Raw genomic sequence first — 15,943 nt, forward strand, 5'->3', positions numbered from 1 at the left:
AGCTATCGGTTGTTTTGTGGGTTGTTGCAGGGTGCGGTAGCGGCCCCGGAGCGGCCAGCGGGCGCGGTCCGGACGGTCCGTGCCGGGTCAAAGGCGGGGTCAAAGGGTGGGTCAACGGCCGGGTCAAGTAAAGTGGGGACGTGACTTACGAGATTGAGATTGGCCGTGGCAAGCGTGGGCGTCGTGCCTACTCCCTGGACGACATTGCGATCGTCCCCAACCGGCGCACCCGCGACCCCAAGGACGTGTCCGTCTCCTGGCAGATCGATGCCTACAAGTTCGACATGCCCGTCATCGCCGCGCCGATGGACTCCGCGATGTCGCCGGAGACGGTCATCGCCCTGGGCCGGCTCGGCGGCCTCGGCGTCCTCGACCTGGAAGGCCTGTGGACCCGCTATGAGGATCCCCAGTCGGTGCTGGACCAGATTGCCGCCCTCGAGAACGAGACCAACAGCCCGGCCGTCACGCGCCGGATGCAGGAGCTGTACCAGGCCCCGATCCAGCCCGAACTGATCACCTCCCGGCTGGCCGAGATCCGCGCCGCGGGCGTCACCGTCGCCGGCTCGCTGACCCCGCAGCGCACCCAGGAGCACTACAAGACCGTGGTGGCTGCCGGCGTCGACATCTTTGTCATCCGCGGGACCACCGTCTCGGCCGAACACGTCTCCAAGGACCACGAGCCGCTGAACCTTAAGCAGTTCATCTACGAACTCGACGTCCCGGTGATCGTCGGCGGAGCGGCCGGCTATACCCCGGCCCTGCACCTGATGCGCACCGGCGCGGCGGGCGTCCTGGTCGGCTTCGGCGGGGGAGCGACCACCACCACCCGCCGCGCCCTGGGCATCCACTCGCCGATGGCCTCCGCGATCTCCGACGTCGCGGCCGCCCGGCGGGACTACATGGACGAATCCGGCGGACGCTACGTGCACGTGATCGCCGACGGCGGCATGGGGACCTCGGGCGACATCGTCAAGGCCATCGCCATGGGCGCCGACGCCGTAATGCTCGGCAGCGCCCTGGCCCGGGCCGAAGAGGCACCCGGCAAGGGCTGGCACTGGGGCCAGGAGGCCCACCACCTCGAACTGCCCCGCGGCGACAGGGTGAACGTCGGCACCGTCGGGCCGCTCGAAGAGGTCCTTTTCGGCCCCGGCCACCACACCAACGGCAGCTCGAACCTGATCGGCGCGCTGCGCCGCTCGATGGCGACCACCGGCTACTCGGACCTGAAGGAATTCCAGCGCGTCGACGTCGTCGTCTCGCCCTACGCCGGGAACTGAGCCCTGCGCAGGGCCCGGTAAAGCCCTGCCCATCCGGAGAACTTGGAAGTAGTGTGGTGCACTACGAGGTTTGATCCGGACGGAGGCGTGAGATGAACAGTTTTCCCGGTGGTGCTCCCTTGGCCGGCGGTGCGCTTGGACCCGCGGAACGCGAAGCGTCCCTGGCGGTGCTCAAGGCCAGCACCGAGCCCGGCAAGGAGCTCGACATCCTGATCGTCGGCGGCGGCATTGTCGGCGCCGGCGCCGCCCTGGATGCCGTGACCCGCGGCCTGAGCGTCGGCATTGTCGAGGCCAACGACTGGGCGGCCGGCACCTCCTCGCGGTCTTCGAAGCTCATCCACGGCGGCCTGCGCTACCTGGAGATGCTGGACTTCGCCCTGGTCAAGGAGGCCCTGCACGAGCGCGGGCTGATCCTCTCCGTCCTTGCCCCGCACCTGGCCCGGCCGGTGCCGTTCCTCTACCCGCTCACCAAGCGCTTCGTGGAGCGGCCCTACGTTGGATCCGGGATCGCCCTGTACGACGCCATGTCCATCACCGGCGGGCACAGCCGCGGCGTCCCGTTCCATAAACACCTGAGCCGCCGCGGCACGCTGCGGGCGGCGCCGAGCCTCAAGGACGACGCCTTCGTCGGATCCATCCGCTACTACGACGGCCAGGTCGACGACGCCAAGTACGTCGCCAACCTGGTCCGGACCGCTGCCTACTACGGCGCCCATGCGGTGAACCAGATGGCCGTGGTGGACTTCCTGCGCGAGGGCGAACGGGTGGTCGGGGCCAAGGTGGTCAACCACGAGGACGGCTCAAGCTTCAACATCCGGGCCAAGCAGGTCATCAACGCCACCGGGGTCTGGACCGACGAGACCCAGGCCATGGTCACGGACCGCGGCCAGCTCAAGGTGCGGGCTTCGAAGGGCATCCACCTGGTGGTGCCGAGGGACCGCTTCCAGTCCACGGTGGGCCTGATCCTGCGGACCGAAAAGTCCGTGCTGTTTGTCATCCCGTGGGGCCGGCACTGGATCATCGGCACCACGGACACCGACTGGCACCTGGACAAGGCACACCCCGCGGCGTCCAGCAAGGACATCGACTACATCCTCGAGCACGTCAACAAGGTCCTCAAACGGCCGCTGACCCGCGAGGACGTCGAGGGCGTCTACGCCGGCCTGCGGCCCCTGCTGGCCGGTGAGAACGACTCCACGGCCAAACTGTCCCGCGAACACGTGGTGGCCCACCCGGTTCCTGGCCTCGTCGTCGTGGCCGGCGGCAAGTGGACCACCTACCGGGTGATGGCGAAGGACGCCGTCGATGAGGCGACCCGCAGCATGGACGAGCGGGTCCCGCCGTCGTGCACGGAATCCATCCCGCTGCTCGGCGCCAGCGGGTTCAAGGCCGCCTGGAACAAGCGCAACCGGATGGCCGAGGAAACCGGCGTCCACGTGGCGCGGATCGAGCACCTGCTGAACCGCTACGGGTCGATGGCTCCGGAGGTGCTGGCCCTGATCGGGGAAAACCACGAACTGGCCGAGCCGCTGCCGGGCGCCGACGACTACCTGGCGGCCGAGGCCGTGTACGCGGCCAAGTTCGAGGGCGCCCGCCACGTCCAGGACGTGCTGACCCGCCGGACCCGGATCTCGATCGAGGCCTGGGACCGCGGTGTGTCCGCCGCCCCGGTAGTCGCTAAACTGATCGGTGAGGTTCTCGGCTGGAGCGACGCGCAGCGCGAGAGCGAAATCAAGCATTACCTGGCCCGGGTTGACGCCGAACGACTGAGCCAGGAGCAGCCGGACGACGAATCCGCCGACGCCGCACGGATGGGTGTGGAGGACATCGTCCCGCTGCGCTGACCGGGGCGCCGCCCGGCGCACCACCCGTCGGCGCGCACCGACGCCACATCGAAGGGACACCTCTTGGCGGAACAACTGGACCGGTACGACGCCGACCTCACCACGCCGCAAATGGTGATCCTGGAGCTGGACGCGACGGACAAGTTCGACGCCGCGGCCCAGCTCGCGCAGCGGATGTACGACGCCGGCCGGATCTCGGACCTCGAGGGATTCCTCGGCCACGTCAACGCCCGCGAGCACCAGCTGGCCACCGGGCTGCCCGGCGGCGTCGGCCTGCCCCACGCCCGCAGCGAGTTCGTCGCGCGCACCTCGATTGCAGTCGGCATTACCAAGTACGGCAAGGCGCTGGACTTCGGTGCGGCCGACGGCCCGGCCACCGTGGTCCTGCTGATCGCGACGCCGGCCAGTTCCTTCTCGGACCACCTGGAAGTCCTCGCCACCCTGGCCCGGTCGCTGTCGAAGGAGTCGTTCCGGGAGTCCCTCCGCCGCGCCTACGACCCAGAGGTGATCGCCGAACTGATCAATTCGTCCCTGGTGTTCTTCGACCACTAGTTTCCGCTGTGGCTGTAGCGCCCGTTTCGTTGTTCTACACGGGGACGAAGTACGGTTAAGGGGTGCTGAAAACCGCCCTCAAACCCCGCTGGATCGCAGGCCTGGTGTTTGCGATCGTCATTTCGGGGGTCTTCGTGCTGCTAAGCCAGTGGCAGTTCGGCCGCTCCACGCGGCCCGAGGCGCCGGTTTCCACCGGGACCGAGGAACCCCGCCCGCTGACCGCGGTCCTGAAACCCGGGCAGTTCTTCCCCGGCTCGGTGGCCGACCAGGTGGTCACCGCCACCGGCAGCTACGATCCGCAGAAACAGGTCCTCGTCCCGGGCCGGATCCACGACGGCGCCAAGGGGTTCTGGATCGTCTCCGCCTTCGCCGTGCAGGACGCCCCGGCCCTCACCGGTGCCGGTGCCTCGCCGCAGACCTGGATCCCGGTGGCGCGCGGCTGGGTCGCCGACCCCGCGGACGCCGCCGCACCGCCGTCGGGCCCCATTGAACTCACCGGCCGGCTGATCCCGTCCGAAGCGCCGCTGCCCAACACCGACGCCGGACCCGGCCGCGCCAGCGCCGTCTCCGTCGCCGAACTCATCAACCTGTGGGACGTCACCAGCTATCCCGGCTTCGTGGCCGCCAGCGCCGAACGCTCCGCCGGCGCCGACGTGGCAGCCTCCGGCCCCGTCAAGCCGCTGGCGATCGGGCCGCAGCCGCCCGCCCAGACGGTCAACTGGCTCAATCTGTTCTACGCCGCCGAATGGGTGGTCTTCGCCGGCTTCGCACTCTTCATCTGGTGGCGCCTGGTCAAGGACGACTACCGCCGAGGCCTCGAGGACGCCCAGGATGAAGAAGCCGCCCGGCTCGCCGCTGCAGGCGGGCCCCGAGACTCCGATTCCTCCGACACCAACCCGCATCCCACCAAACCGAGAGTGCAACCATGATCGAGCCCAAGCCGGCCATCGCGCCGCAGCAGCCCAACGGAACGGGAACCCCCGGCGGCCGGAAGCGCCGCTTCGGCGGGACCGAGGCGCAGATCCGCTCCGCCCTGAAGTTCTACAAGGTCCTGGCCTACCTGACCGGCTCCATGCTGCTGCTGCTCTGCGCGGAACTGATCGCCCGCTACGCCTTCGGCCAGTACCTCTTCGCCGGCGGCACCAACGCCGTCACCGGCCAGCCGTTCGGCTTCGGATTCGCCGACGCCGAGCCGCCCGGCGTCATCGGCGGAGTGAACCTGTCCGTTGCAGTGCTGATCGTGCACGGCTGGATGTACGTCGTGTACCTCATGTCCAACTTCCGGCTCTGGTCGCTCATGCGCTGGCCCTTCGCCAAGCTCATCATCCTGGCCCTCGGCGGCGTCGTGCCGTTCCTGTCCTTCTTTGTGGAGAAGAAGTTCCACGCCGAGGTGGAGGCCGAACTCGCCGCCAACCCGCAGGCGCCGCAGCGCTACTGAACCACCCCGGACGCGCCCGGCGCACCCTGCTGTGAGTTCGCTTACCCGCAGCTTCTCAAGGTGCGGGGGACCGGCGGCGCAACGTAGGCTAGGACGGTGACCACTCCCACTGCATCCCAGACGTCCCACAGGCCGGTGCTGGTTGTTGACTACGGTGCCCAGTACGCGCAGCTGATTGCCCGCCGCGTCCGGGAAGCGAATGTGTATTCGGAAGTCGTTCCGCATACCTACAGCACCGAGCAGCTGCTCGCCAAGAACCCCGCCGCCATCATCCTCTCCGGCGGCCCCGCAAGCGTCTACGCCGAGGGCGCCCCGAGCGTCGGCGCCGACCTGTTCGAGGCCGGCGTCCCGGTGTTCGGCATCTGCTACGGCTTCCAGGCCATGGCCAACGCCCTGGGCGGCAAAGTTGCCCGGACCGGCCTGCGGGAATACGGCTCCACGGAGACCACCGTACTCGGCGAGGGCCGCTCCATCCTCGAGGGCATGCCCCAGCACCAGAGCACCTGGATGAGCCACGGCGACTCCGTCCACGAGGCCCCGGAGGGCTTCGAGGTGCTCGCGACGACGGCGGGCGCCGACGTGGCCGCCTTCGCCAACGAGGAGAAGTGCCTCTACGGCGTGCAGTGGCACCCCGAGGTCAAGCACTCGGCCTACGGCCAGCAGGTGCTGGAGAACTTCCTCTTCAAGGGCGCCAAGCTGGAACCGAACTGGACCACGGGCAACATCCTCGACGAACAGGTCGAGCGGATCCGCGAACAGATCGGTGACGCCCGGGTAATCTGCGGGCTCTCCGGCGGCGTCGACTCCGCCGTGGCCGCGGCCCTCGTCCAGCGCGCCGTCGGCGATCAGCTGACCTGTGTCTTCGTAGACCACGGGCTGCTGCGCGAGGGCGAAGCCGAGCAGGTCGAACGGGACTTCGTGGCCGCCACCGGCGTCAAGCTCTACGTCGCCAACGAGCAGGAGCGCTTTCAGGCGGCCCTCGCCGGCGTCAGCGACCCCGAGACCAAGCGCAAAATCATCGGCCGCGAGTTCATCCGCGCGTTCGAGGAAGCCGAACTGGCCATCATCGCCGAGGCCGCCGCGCACGGCGAGAAGATCAAGTTCCTCGTCCAGGGCACCCTCTACCCCGACGTCGTCGAATCCGGCGGCGGCGAGGGGGCAGCGAACATCAAGAGCCACCACAACGTGGGCGGCCTCCCGGAGGACCTGCAGTTCGAGCTCGTCGAGCCGCTGCGCGCGCTGTTCAAGGACGAGGTCCGCGCGGTCGGCGCGCAGCTTGGCCTGCCGCAGGAAATCGTCGGCCGCCAGCCCTTCCCGGGTCCGGGCCTCGGCATCCGGATCGTCGGCGAAGTGACCAAGGAACGGCTGGACCTGCTCCGCAAGGCCGATGCGATCGCCCGCGCCGAGCTGACCGCCGCCGGCCTCGACAACGAGGTCTGGCAGATGCCGGTCGTGCTGCTCGCGGACGTCCGCAGCGTCGGCGTGATGGGCGACGGCCGTACCTATGGCCACCCGATTGTGCTGCGCCCGGTGTCCTCCGAGGACGCCATGACGGCCGACTGGTCCCGGCTGCCCTACGACCTCCTGGCCCGGATCTCCAACCGGATCACCAACGAGGTGGAGGGCGTCAACCGCGTCGTGCTGGACGTGACCAGCAAGCCGCCGGGAACCATCGAGTGGGAATAGCGTTGTGAATGGCCGGCCCCCTGCGGGGCCGGCCATTTTCCTTATGGCCGGGCCGCCGCGCTGAGGCAACTCGCCGCACGAATTTGACCCGTGCCAGTGTTGCGCCCCGGCACTGCGGCCTGATTCGGGCTACCCTCGAAAGCATGCCGGTATGGTCCAGGGCGTCCCGCGCGAACTCAGAAACCGTGAGCACAGAAAAGAAGGCAGCAGTGTCAGTAGGTCAAGGCCACCCCGAGGGCTCCGAGGAGTTCAGGAAATGGCTGTCGGGTCTCAAACCCGTCACCGGAGCAGACACCATGCTGCGTTTTACGAAAACGCCCGAAGGCTCCATTGACCTGACCCATGCCCATCCCTCCGGCCTGGCCCAGCTGATGGCCGGACGCCGCACCCGCCTGTCCACCCTGATCCGGGACCGCCAGCAGTACGTCGTCGCGGCCCGGGCCTCGCGCAACCTCCGCTCCAAGATCTTCGAACTCGCCAACGACCGCGGCATCGACGCCGGCTACCTGTCCGCCGGCACGGTCGTCTGGACCTCCGCTGTCGGCGGCAAACCGCAGCGGGTGTCCGCGCCGGTGATGCTCACCGCCGTGTCCCTGACCGTCCGCCCCGGCGAGGACGACTACGAACTGCAGCTCACCGAACAGGCCCGGATCAACCCCGCCCTGATCCGGCACCTGAAGACCATCCACGGGATCGTCTTCGACGTCAACGCCGTCACCCGGATGGCCTACAGCACCGCCCGGTACGACCCGCAGCCGGTCCTGGACCGCCTCGGCACCCTGATCCAGCCCATCCACGGCGCCGAGATCGAACACAACCTGCTGGTCTCCACCTTCGCCGACCTCTCCGGGAACCTGGACGATCCCTGGATCAACCAGCACAACCCGCTCGTGGCCGCGCTCGGGCGTGCCGCCGCCGGCGTCCCGATGGACGTCCCCGCACTCCAGGACGGGCGCTTCCCGAGCACCGATGAGCGCAGCCCCGCGGACGAGCTCCTGCTGCTCGACGCCGACACGGACCAGCAGTACGTGGTGGACGCCGTCCGCGCCGGCGACTCCCTGGTGGTCAGCAGCCCGCCGGGCACCGGCCAGACCCAGACCGCCATCAACACCATCGGTGCCCTGGTCGACGAAGGCAAAAGCGTCCTGGTGGTCGGCGACCGGCGCGCCAGCCTCGGCGAGATCTCCGCCCAGCTGGAGAGCCTCGGCCTCGAATCGCTGCTGGTCCAGCTCGCGGGCAACTCCACACCGCTGCAGCTCAAAGGCCAGCTGGTCCGGGCCATCGTCCGGAACGAGAAGTCCCTGGAACCGCAGCTGAAGAACCTGCACTCCACGCTGACCGAGCACCGGCACGCCCTGATGGACCACGTCGCGTCGCTGCACAACGTGCGGGCGCGCTGGGGATGCTCACCGTACGAGGCCATGCAGTCCCTCGCGGCGCTGACTGCCATCCACCCGGCGCCGGCCACCACGGTCCGGCTCAAGCGCAGCGTCCTGGACAGCATCCGCGACCGCGCGGAACTGGCGGGACGGCTCAAGCGCGCCGCCGAGCTGGGCAGCTTTAGCCGCGCCTCGACCATGAGCCCGTGGCACGGCGCCCGGCTGCTGACCCGCAAGGAGACCCAGGAAGCCCAGCAGGTGGCCCGCTCGGTCGCGGAGAAGCTTCCGCAGCTGCGCGAACGGATGAACGGCGTCGCCGAGCATGCGGAGATCCGGCTCGGCAGGACATTCGCCGAGTGGGGAGACCAGATCGACCTGCTGGTCGCCGTCCGCGAAAGCCTGGACAAGTTCACCCCGGACATTTTCGACCGGCCGGTCCACGACCTCATTTCCGCCACCGCCCCCTCGGCGTGGCGGCGCGAGCGGAACATCGACATGCCCTCGATGCAGCGCTCCCGGCTGCGGCGCGTCGCCAAGGAGTACGTCCGGCCCGGTGTGCACATCGCGGACCTGCACAGCTCGCTGGTGCTGGTCCAGGACCAGCGGGCCACCTGGGCCGACTACGCCACCAGCCAGCGGCACCCCGCCGTGCCGTCCGGCCTCGCCGAGATCACGGCCCTCTACCGTGAGCTCGAAGCCGAACTGGGGCAGCTCGGGGAGGCCGTCCGCCACACCCGCGCCGGGGGAGCTGTCCACGACACCCCGTACGAGGAACTTCTCGAGCGCCTGGACCGGCTCGTCGCTGACACCGGGACGCTGGAAACGCTGCCGGAGCGGACCCTGCTGGTGGAGAACATGCGCGAACACGGCCTGGGCGAACTCCTCGCCGACCTCGCCGAGCGCGAGGTGCCCGCCGAATCCGTGGCCGCGGAGCTGGAGCTGGCCTGGTGGCAGTCCGCGCTGGAGGCGATGATCAGCGGCGACGACTACCTCGCCATGTCCGACGGCGACGCGCTGCGCCAGCTCGAGGCGGAGTACCGCCTCGCCGACAACGCCCACATTGCCAGCGGCGCCGCCCGGCTGCGGTGGAAACTGGCCGAACGCTGGCGCGCCGCCCTGACCGAGCACCCGCGCCAGGCGGAGCTGCTGCGCAGCCTGCTCAAGGACGGGCGGGTTACGCCGGCGGCGCTGACCGCCCAATCGCCGGAGCTCGTCCCCAGGCTGGTGCCGGTCTGGTCCGTCAGCCCCTACCTCCTGACCAGCCTGCTGCCGGCCGAGCAGCATTTCGACGCGGTGGTGATCCTCGACGCCGAGGCGACGTCGCTGCAGGCAGTGCTGCCCGCCGTCGCGCGGTCCCGGCAGGTCATTGCGTTCGGCGACGACAAGATCGCCAGCCCGCGCAGCTTCTCCGTGGGTGTCGAGCGGCTTGCTGCCGGCGAGAACCCGCACCAGCGGGTGGACAGCGCCTATCAGGCACTGACCGCGGTGCTGCCGGTCTGGAAACTCAGAACCGTCTACCGCGCCGTCGACGAGGACCTGGTCCGGCAGTTGAGCAAGGGTTTCTACGCCGGCGAGCTCCGTCGTCTTCCCGAGGGCCAGTCGGCCACCGGCCTCGACCGGGCCCTGACCGTGGAATACCTCCCTGACGGTACCGGCCTGCCCAGCGCCGACCACGACGGCGTCGAATCGGTGGTGGCGGAAGTGAACCGGGTGGTGGAACTGGTCTTCGAGCACGCACGGCTGCGGCCGCGCACCTCCCTGGCCGTTGTCACCGGCAGCCTGCGGCACGCGGCCCGGATCGGCGAGGCCATCCGGCTGCAGCTGCCCAACTACCCGCTGCTGGGCAGCTTCTTCACCGCCGGCGAGGAGTCCTTCCGGGTGGTGGACCTGGAACGGGCGCAGGGCCTGGTCCGGGACCGCGTCATCTTCTCGCCCGGTTACGGCCGCACCCCGCACGGCCGCGCCCTGCACAGCCTCGGCCCGCTCTCGGCCGACGGCGGCCGCGCCCGGTTTGCCCTGGCCATGACCCGGGCACGGCGGTCCCTGCATGTGCTCAGCTGCTTCCGGCCCGAAGACCTCGACGTCACCCGCCTGAGCCACGGCGCGGTGGACTTCTACGAGCTCCTGGACCGGGAAATCGCGGGCAACTCGGATCTGGGCAGCCCGGCCTCCCGGGCTGCCGCCAGCGAACAGGCCCTCGGCGCCGACCCGCTGGTGGCCGACCTCGGCGACCGGCTCCGGGCCCGCGGGGCGCGGGTCTGGCATCAGTACGACGGCGTCCTGGACATGGTGGCGGCGGCGGACCCGATGCACACCATCGGCCAGGACGACGCCGAGATCCCCAGCCCCGTGGCCATCGAGTCCGACGGCACCGAGCGGTACCGGCGGATGAGTGTGCGTGAGCGCAGCCGCCTCCGGCCGCAGCTGCTGGAGCGCATGGGCTGGCGCTACATGCCACTATGGACCATAGAGGTATTCACCGATCCGTCGGCCTGCGCGGACCGGATCGGCGGCTACCTCGGACTGGAGAAGCCGGTGGCGTCCAGCCGGTTGCGCAGCACGCCGGGCTTCTCCGATGACATTGAGAACCTGAGCGTCGAGGACGGGAGGCATACCTATGCCCCGTCCGCCCCGGCGCCGCACGTGTGGTCCGCGGACGGTGACCGCGGGCAGGAAACAGCGAATCGCACCAAGGAGGCCGGCGTCATGAACGCAGACGGCGACAACCAGCACCACAACTCCACGCCCGGCGGCGGCCGGGATCACGGCTCCGCTCCGGATGCCCCGTCCCAGGACGTCCCGGCGCCGGCCGACCCTGCCCGGGAAGCTGGGTCCGCGGACCTGCAGCAGCCGGAGCCGGATCAGCAGGAGCCGCTGTCCCGGAGCGCGGCACGCGCAGCTGTGCCCGGGGGAGTGCTGCCCAACAAGGCCGCCGAGGATGATCCCCGGCGCTGGGGCGACCAGCCCGGCAGCTACGACCACGACGCCTGGCTGCAGGAGCAGAAGCCCCCGCACTGGGGCTGACCGCCCGGCACGCTGCGGCGGCACGCCCCGCACTTGGCTGAATGCACCCGGGTGGCCATCCGGCTAGCCGGGACCGGAACCGACCAGGACAAAAAACAACTTGCCCTGTGTCGACGCCCCGGCAAGTCTTCGGGCCTGCTCCGGATCTGCCGCCACCACCATCAGCCCGTCGGTCTCCGCCGTGTCGAGCCACTGGCCGGTTCTGCCGCCCCGGGCCGAGGTCCACAGCACCGGCACCGCCGTGGCGAGCAGCTGCGCCGGTGCCGCCTGCTCGAGGTCGCCGCCGCCGGTCATGACCACGTTGATGAGCTGGCCGGGGGCTACCAGCTGGACGGAGGCGGGGTCGGCCATGCGCAGCGGCACGGCGGCGGCCCCCGGCGGGCTGCCGGCCAGCATCCCGGGTCCCACAAGGAGGGAGTCCGCGAGGAGCTGGCCTTTCCGCAGCGCCACGGCGAGCTGTTTGCCCTCCAGCGCGGCGGGATCGAGGGCGCCGCCGGGGAGCAGTCCGGGGGGCACCTGGACAACGGCAAGGTCGGAGGCCGCCAGCACTTGGCCTGCCGGGAGATCCCGGGCGGCCGCCCACGCGGAAGAAGTCGCCGCCGGTGCCGGCGTCAGCTGCTGCACGGCCAGGCCGGCGGCGACGCACAGCAGGAGGGCCACCACGAGCCGGCGGTTGCGCCGGAGCCAGCGGCTGGCGCGCCGCTTTGGCGGGACTTTGCGGGAGGCGCCGTGCCGGAACGTGCGCGGCGGCCGGGACCGGCCCGGGAACCAGGGCGGTGCTGGTGGCTGCGGCGGGCGCGGACGGTAACTGCGGGCCATGCCACCACGCTAGGACCGGCCCGGATGCCGGGGCAGTGCTAGGTGCGGCTATGTGGACAACGCGACGCGTGAGCGCCGGCCGGGCGCCGGCTTGCATAGGGTGCCGGCCGGGCGCCGGCCCGGCGGGACAGCGCCGGGTCCGGCGTCGGCGTCCTTAGCTGGCTGCGGCGGAAGCCGAAGCGGGAGCGGCAGGAGCTGCCGCCGGGGCCACGGTGCTTCCCTTGGAGTCGCGGGAGTCGGTCCGGTAGAAGCCGGAGCCCTTGAAGACGACCCCGACGCTGTTGAACTTCTTGCGCAGGGTCCCCTCGCACTCGGGGCAGGACGTCAGCGAGCTGTCCGTGAAGGACTGCACAATCTCGAAGGCGTGGCTGCAGTCCTTGCAAGCGTATGCATACGTGGGCACTGGGTTCCTCCTCTGGGGCAAACGAGCAGGTCCCGGGCTGTTGTGCCATAAACGCTGGCATTAGCAGTCGCAGGGCCTGAGTGCCAATTCTATCACCCGGCGGGCGCGGCTACGGCTGGTCGGAGAGCCGGACGAGACCCCCCGGCGTCAACGCGGCAGCAACCTTCCGGTCGAAGGACTCCGCGGGAATGCTGCCGGCGGCCAGCACCTCGGCGTCATACACCAGGGCCACCGTCGGCAGCGGTCCGGTCGGGGACACCGGCACGCCCCACGGCAGTTCCTCGAGAGCGGCCAGGAACTTGTCGTAGTAACCGCCGCCCTGGCCGATCCTGTTGCCGGTGCGGTCCAGGGCCGTGGCGGGCAGGAAGAGGCCGGCCACCCCCAGCATCACGGAGGTGTCGAGCCGGTCGCCGACGGGCTCCTGGATGGGGGCGAAGCGGCTGCGGACAAACTCCGACGCGGGGGTCCAGTACACCCAGCTCAAGGCCAGGCCGGGCTCGCAGACCGGGAGCAGCACCTGGTGGCCGGCGTTGTGCAGCGCGGCCAGCAGGGGGAGGGTGGGAGGCTCGGAGCCGACGCCGAGGTAGGCCGCGAAGGTGCGCCGCCCGCCGTCGGCCAGAGCCGATGCCCACGCCAGGCCGTGCCGGGCGAGGGCTGCGCCGGCGGCGTCCAGCTCCGGCTGCGAGAGGGCGGCCCGGCCGCGCCGGTGATGGGAGCGGATCTCGTCCTTGCTGCTCATGTGCGGGCTTGTCCTTTCGGCCGGGCGGCGCCGTCGTGCAGGGCGGCCACGGCAGCCCTGCCGGCGGGGGAGAATTACCTGATGTTTGCCCCCTCCGCTAGATTAGTCGAGTGATTACACCCAACGCCTCCGTCCGTAAGGCCGTCATCCCCGCAGCGGGCCTCGGCACCCGTTTCCTTCCCGCCACCAAGGCGATGCCCAAGGAGATGCTGCCCGTCGTGGACAAGCCGGCCATCCAGTACGTCGTCGAGGAAGCCGTGAACGTGGGCCTCAACGACGTCCTGATGATCACCGGACGCAACAAGCGGGCCCTCGAAGACCACTTCGACCGCGTGCCCACGCTGGAGGCGACGCTGGAGGCCAAGGGTGACACGGCCAAGCTGGAGTCCATTCAGGCCGCCAGCAACCTCGGCGACATCCACTACGTCCGCCAGGGCGACCCGATGGGCCTGGGCCACGCCGTGCTGCGCGCCAAGCAGCACGTCGGCTACGAACCCTTCGCCGTGCTGCTCGGTGACGATCTGATCGACGCCCGCGACGAACTGCTCAGCACCATGATCGAGGTCCAGGCCAAGACCGGCGGCTCCGTCGTCGCCCTGATCGAGGTCGATCCCTCCCGGATCAGCGCCTACGGTTGCGCCGACGTCGAGGCCGTCGAGGGCGAGGACTACGTCCGGATCAAGCAGCTCGTGGAGAAGCCCGACGTCGACGAGGCTCCCTCCAACCTGGCCATCATCGGCCGGTACGTCCTGCACCCCGCGGTCTTCGAGGTCCTGGAGCGGACCGAACCGGGCCGCGGCGGCGAAATTCAGCTCACCGACGCCCTGCAGGAACTCTCCGCCGGCGAGGGGGAGGGCTACGGCGTGTACGGCGTGGTCTTCCGCGGCCGCCGCTACGACACCGGTGACAAGCTCAGCTACCTCAAGGCCTGCGTCCAGCTCGCCTGCGACAGCGAGGACCTGGGCCCCGGCCTGCGCGAATGGCTGCCCGGGTTCGCCTCCAGCCTGACCAAATAATCCCGTGGGGGGCAGCTTCGCCTGGCCGGTGACCCTGGAGTGCGGCGACATTGTGCTGCGCCCGATCCGGTACCGGGACCGCAGGGAATGGACTGAAGTGCGGGCCCGGAACGAGAAGTGGCTGGCCCCCTGGGAAGCCTCCAACCCGGGTCCCGGCGGCGGGCTGCCCGACTACCGGCAGATGGTGCGCTCCCTCAAGGCCCAGGCCGCCCAGGCCACGGCATTGCCGTTCGTTATCGCGGCCTGGACCCCGGGATTCAAGGAACCGGTGATCGTGGGCCAGCTGACGGTCTCCTCGATTGTCTGGGGTTCGGCCATGATGGCCACCCTCGGGTACTGGGTGGACCAGGACCGCGCCGGGCAGGGAATCGCCCCGACCGCCGTCGCGATGGCCACGGACTACTGCTTCCGTACCCTGGGCCTGCACCGGATGGAAATCAACATCCGGCCCGAAAACGGTCCCAGCCTGCGCGTGGTGGAGAAACTGGGGTTCCGGGACGAGGGATACCGGCCGCGTTTCCTGCACATCAACGGGCAATGGGCGGACCACCGCACTTTCGCCTTGACCTCGGAGGAAGTGCCCGAAGGGCTCCTGGCCCGGTGGTTGGAAAACCGCCCCGCCTAGCCGCGGGAAACCCCAGTCTGACCAGCGCTTTCGACATATTTCCAGCGATTTGGCAGTTGCCTCGCGACACACCGGCGGCAATGCCACCCGCGCCGCCGTCTTGCTCATACGGTTTTGACTGTGGACTTCCCTCTTAGCAGCTCAGTGATCCTTGTCATTGCTGTTGCGCTCTGGATCGTATGGGTGGCTCCCTACATGCTCCGGAACGGCCGCCCCCAGCTGCAGTCAGCGGGCGAGCTCCTGATGGATGTCGCGGACCTAGGAAAAGCAGACCCCCAAGCCGGGCATGTCATGAAAATGGCGGCCCCGCAGGAGAAACCGATGACGAGTACGCAGCGCCCCGAGTCCGCACCGGGTTCCCTTGACCTCGACGGCGCCCGGAAGCCTGCAGCACCCGCCCCGGCCTTCCGGATCCGCTACGGCCGGCTGCTGCTGGCCTTGGCCGGCCTGCTCTCGCTGCTGACCGGCGTGGTATCCGCCGCCCTCCGGCTCTTTGGCCTTGGCTCCGGCTGGCTTCCCGTCTCCACCCTGCTCGGCGCGGTCCTGGCCGTGGTGGTGCTCCGCCGGCTTGCCGTGCGGGACCGCCGGCGGAAGCTCAACGCTGCGTTCCGCTCCGCCATGGGCACCCCGGCGCACGGCGCCGCAGCCCCGCCCGACCGGGCCGCTTCTGCCAGTGCGACGGTCCCTGCGAAGGAAAGCGCGCTGTTCGACGCCGAGGCCGGCGCCGCGGCACCCAAGCCCGCCCCCAAACCCCTGACGGCCGACGAACTGCGCCAGGCCGCCCTGGCCGAGGCTGCCGCGTCCGGCGACCCGTCCGTGCGCCGCGTGGCAGATCCGGCCGCCGCGGACGGCTCCAGCTGGGAGCCCGTGGAAGTGCCCAAACCGACCTACGTCGAGGCACCCAAGGCCGAACGCGCCGCGCCGCAGCCGCTGGACCTTCCGGCGGCCCCGAAGGCGATCGGCAAACCCTCGCTCAAGCAGGCCACCGTCCGGCAGCCCGAGACGGCCGCCCCGGAAGCGAAGCCGCTGGGCAAGGGCCAAAGCGCACTCAGCAACCTTGACGACGTGCTCCAGCGCCGCCGCGCCTGATCCTGAACTTCCGCCCCGGACAGCCGACAATTCGGCTGTCCGGGGCTTTTTG

At 70.0% G+C, this 15,943-nt stretch carries 13 protein-coding genes; 10 read left to right on the forward strand and 3 right to left on the reverse strand.

Annotated elements, in window-relative coordinates; translation table 11 throughout:
- Positions 1 to 140 precede the first annotated feature (140 nt).
- From E7Y32_RS09680 to E7Y32_RS09710, 7 genes are all read left to right on the forward strand, one after another.
- A complete protein-coding gene (locus E7Y32_RS09680) occupies positions 141 to 1,277 on the forward strand; it encodes a GuaB3 family IMP dehydrogenase-related protein (protein ID WP_146336925.1) in 1,137 nt (378 codons plus the stop codon).
- A gap of 92 nt (positions 1,278 to 1,369) precedes the next feature.
- The gene (locus tag E7Y32_RS09685) at positions 1,370 to 3,121 is read left to right on the forward strand and encodes a glycerol-3-phosphate dehydrogenase/oxidase (protein ID WP_146336926.1); all 1,752 of its coding nucleotides are present in this window, start codon (positions 1,370 to 1,372) and stop codon (positions 3,119 to 3,121) included.
- A 63-nt stretch (positions 3,122 to 3,184) separates the two neighbouring features.
- Entirely contained in the window at positions 3,185 to 3,673 is a 489-nt protein-coding gene (locus E7Y32_RS09690) for a PTS sugar transporter subunit IIA (protein WP_146336927.1), read from the forward strand.
- A 62-nt stretch (positions 3,674 to 3,735) separates the two neighbouring features.
- Complete coding sequence (locus tag E7Y32_RS09695) at positions 3,736 to 4,602, forward strand: SURF1 family protein (RefSeq protein ID WP_146336928.1); 867 nt, start codon at positions 3,736 to 3,738, stop codon at positions 4,600 to 4,602.
- The gene (locus E7Y32_RS09700; protein ID WP_146336929.1) at positions 4,599 to 5,111 is read left to right on the forward strand and encodes a DUF3817 domain-containing protein; all 513 of its coding nucleotides are present in this window, start codon (positions 4,599 to 4,601) and stop codon (positions 5,109 to 5,111) included. The genes E7Y32_RS09695 and E7Y32_RS09700 overlap by 4 nt, the downstream gene beginning before the upstream one ends.
- A 96-nt stretch (positions 5,112 to 5,207) precedes the next feature.
- Positions 5,208 to 6,797: a glutamine-hydrolyzing GMP synthase gene (gene guaA / locus E7Y32_RS09705; RefSeq protein ID WP_146336930.1), complete on the forward strand. Its 1,590-nt coding sequence runs from the start codon at positions 5,208 to 5,210 to the stop codon at positions 6,795 to 6,797.
- 209 nt (positions 6,798 to 7,006) lie between these two features.
- Positions 7,007 to 11,200, forward strand: coding sequence for a DUF4011 domain-containing protein (locus E7Y32_RS09710; RefSeq protein WP_186466967.1), 4,194 nt, complete (start codon positions 7,007 to 7,009; stop codon positions 11,198 to 11,200).
- Between the two features lie 63 nt (positions 11,201 to 11,263).
- Here E7Y32_RS09710 and E7Y32_RS09715 read toward each other — a convergent pair whose 3' ends face one another.
- The 3 genes from E7Y32_RS09715 to E7Y32_RS09725 form a co-directional block, all read right to left on the reverse strand.
- On the reverse strand, positions 11,264 to 12,019 hold the full coding sequence (locus E7Y32_RS09715; protein ID WP_146336932.1) for an RcpC/CpaB family pilus assembly protein: 756 nt from the start codon (positions 12,017 to 12,019) through the stop codon (positions 11,264 to 11,266).
- Between the two features lie 154 nt (positions 12,020 to 12,173).
- A complete protein-coding gene (locus E7Y32_RS09720) occupies positions 12,174 to 12,422 on the reverse strand; it encodes an FmdB family zinc ribbon protein (protein ID WP_146336933.1) in 249 nt (82 codons plus the stop codon).
- Between the two features lie 109 nt (positions 12,423 to 12,531).
- The gene (locus E7Y32_RS09725) at positions 12,532 to 13,161 is read right to left on the reverse strand and encodes a 5-formyltetrahydrofolate cyclo-ligase (protein WP_146336934.1); all 630 of its coding nucleotides are present in this window, start codon (positions 13,159 to 13,161) and stop codon (positions 12,532 to 12,534) included.
- Between the two features lie 110 nt (positions 13,162 to 13,271).
- Between E7Y32_RS09725 and galU the strand changes: the two genes are divergently transcribed.
- From galU to E7Y32_RS09740, 3 genes are all read left to right on the forward strand, one after another.
- Complete coding sequence (galU, locus tag E7Y32_RS09730; protein WP_146336935.1) at positions 13,272 to 14,177, forward strand: UTP--glucose-1-phosphate uridylyltransferase GalU; 906 nt, start codon at positions 13,272 to 13,274, stop codon at positions 14,175 to 14,177.
- A gap of 4 nt (positions 14,178 to 14,181) precedes the next feature.
- Positions 14,182 to 14,802 carry a GNAT family N-acetyltransferase gene (locus tag E7Y32_RS09735; protein ID WP_146336936.1) on the forward strand — a complete coding sequence of 207 codons (621 nt, stop codon included), beginning with the start codon at positions 14,182 to 14,184 and terminating at the stop codon, positions 14,800 to 14,802.
- A 321-nt stretch (positions 14,803 to 15,123) separates the two neighbouring features.
- Positions 15,124 to 15,891, forward strand: coding sequence for a hypothetical protein (locus E7Y32_RS09740; RefSeq protein WP_315897975.1), 768 nt, complete (start codon positions 15,124 to 15,126; stop codon positions 15,889 to 15,891).
- Positions 15,892 to 15,943: the final 52 nt, after the last annotated feature.

It is taken from the genome of Arthrobacter sp. UKPF54-2, assembly GCF_007858535.1.
In the GTDB taxonomy this organism is placed as follows: domain Bacteria; phylum Actinomycetota; class Actinomycetes; order Actinomycetales; family Micrococcaceae; genus Arthrobacter.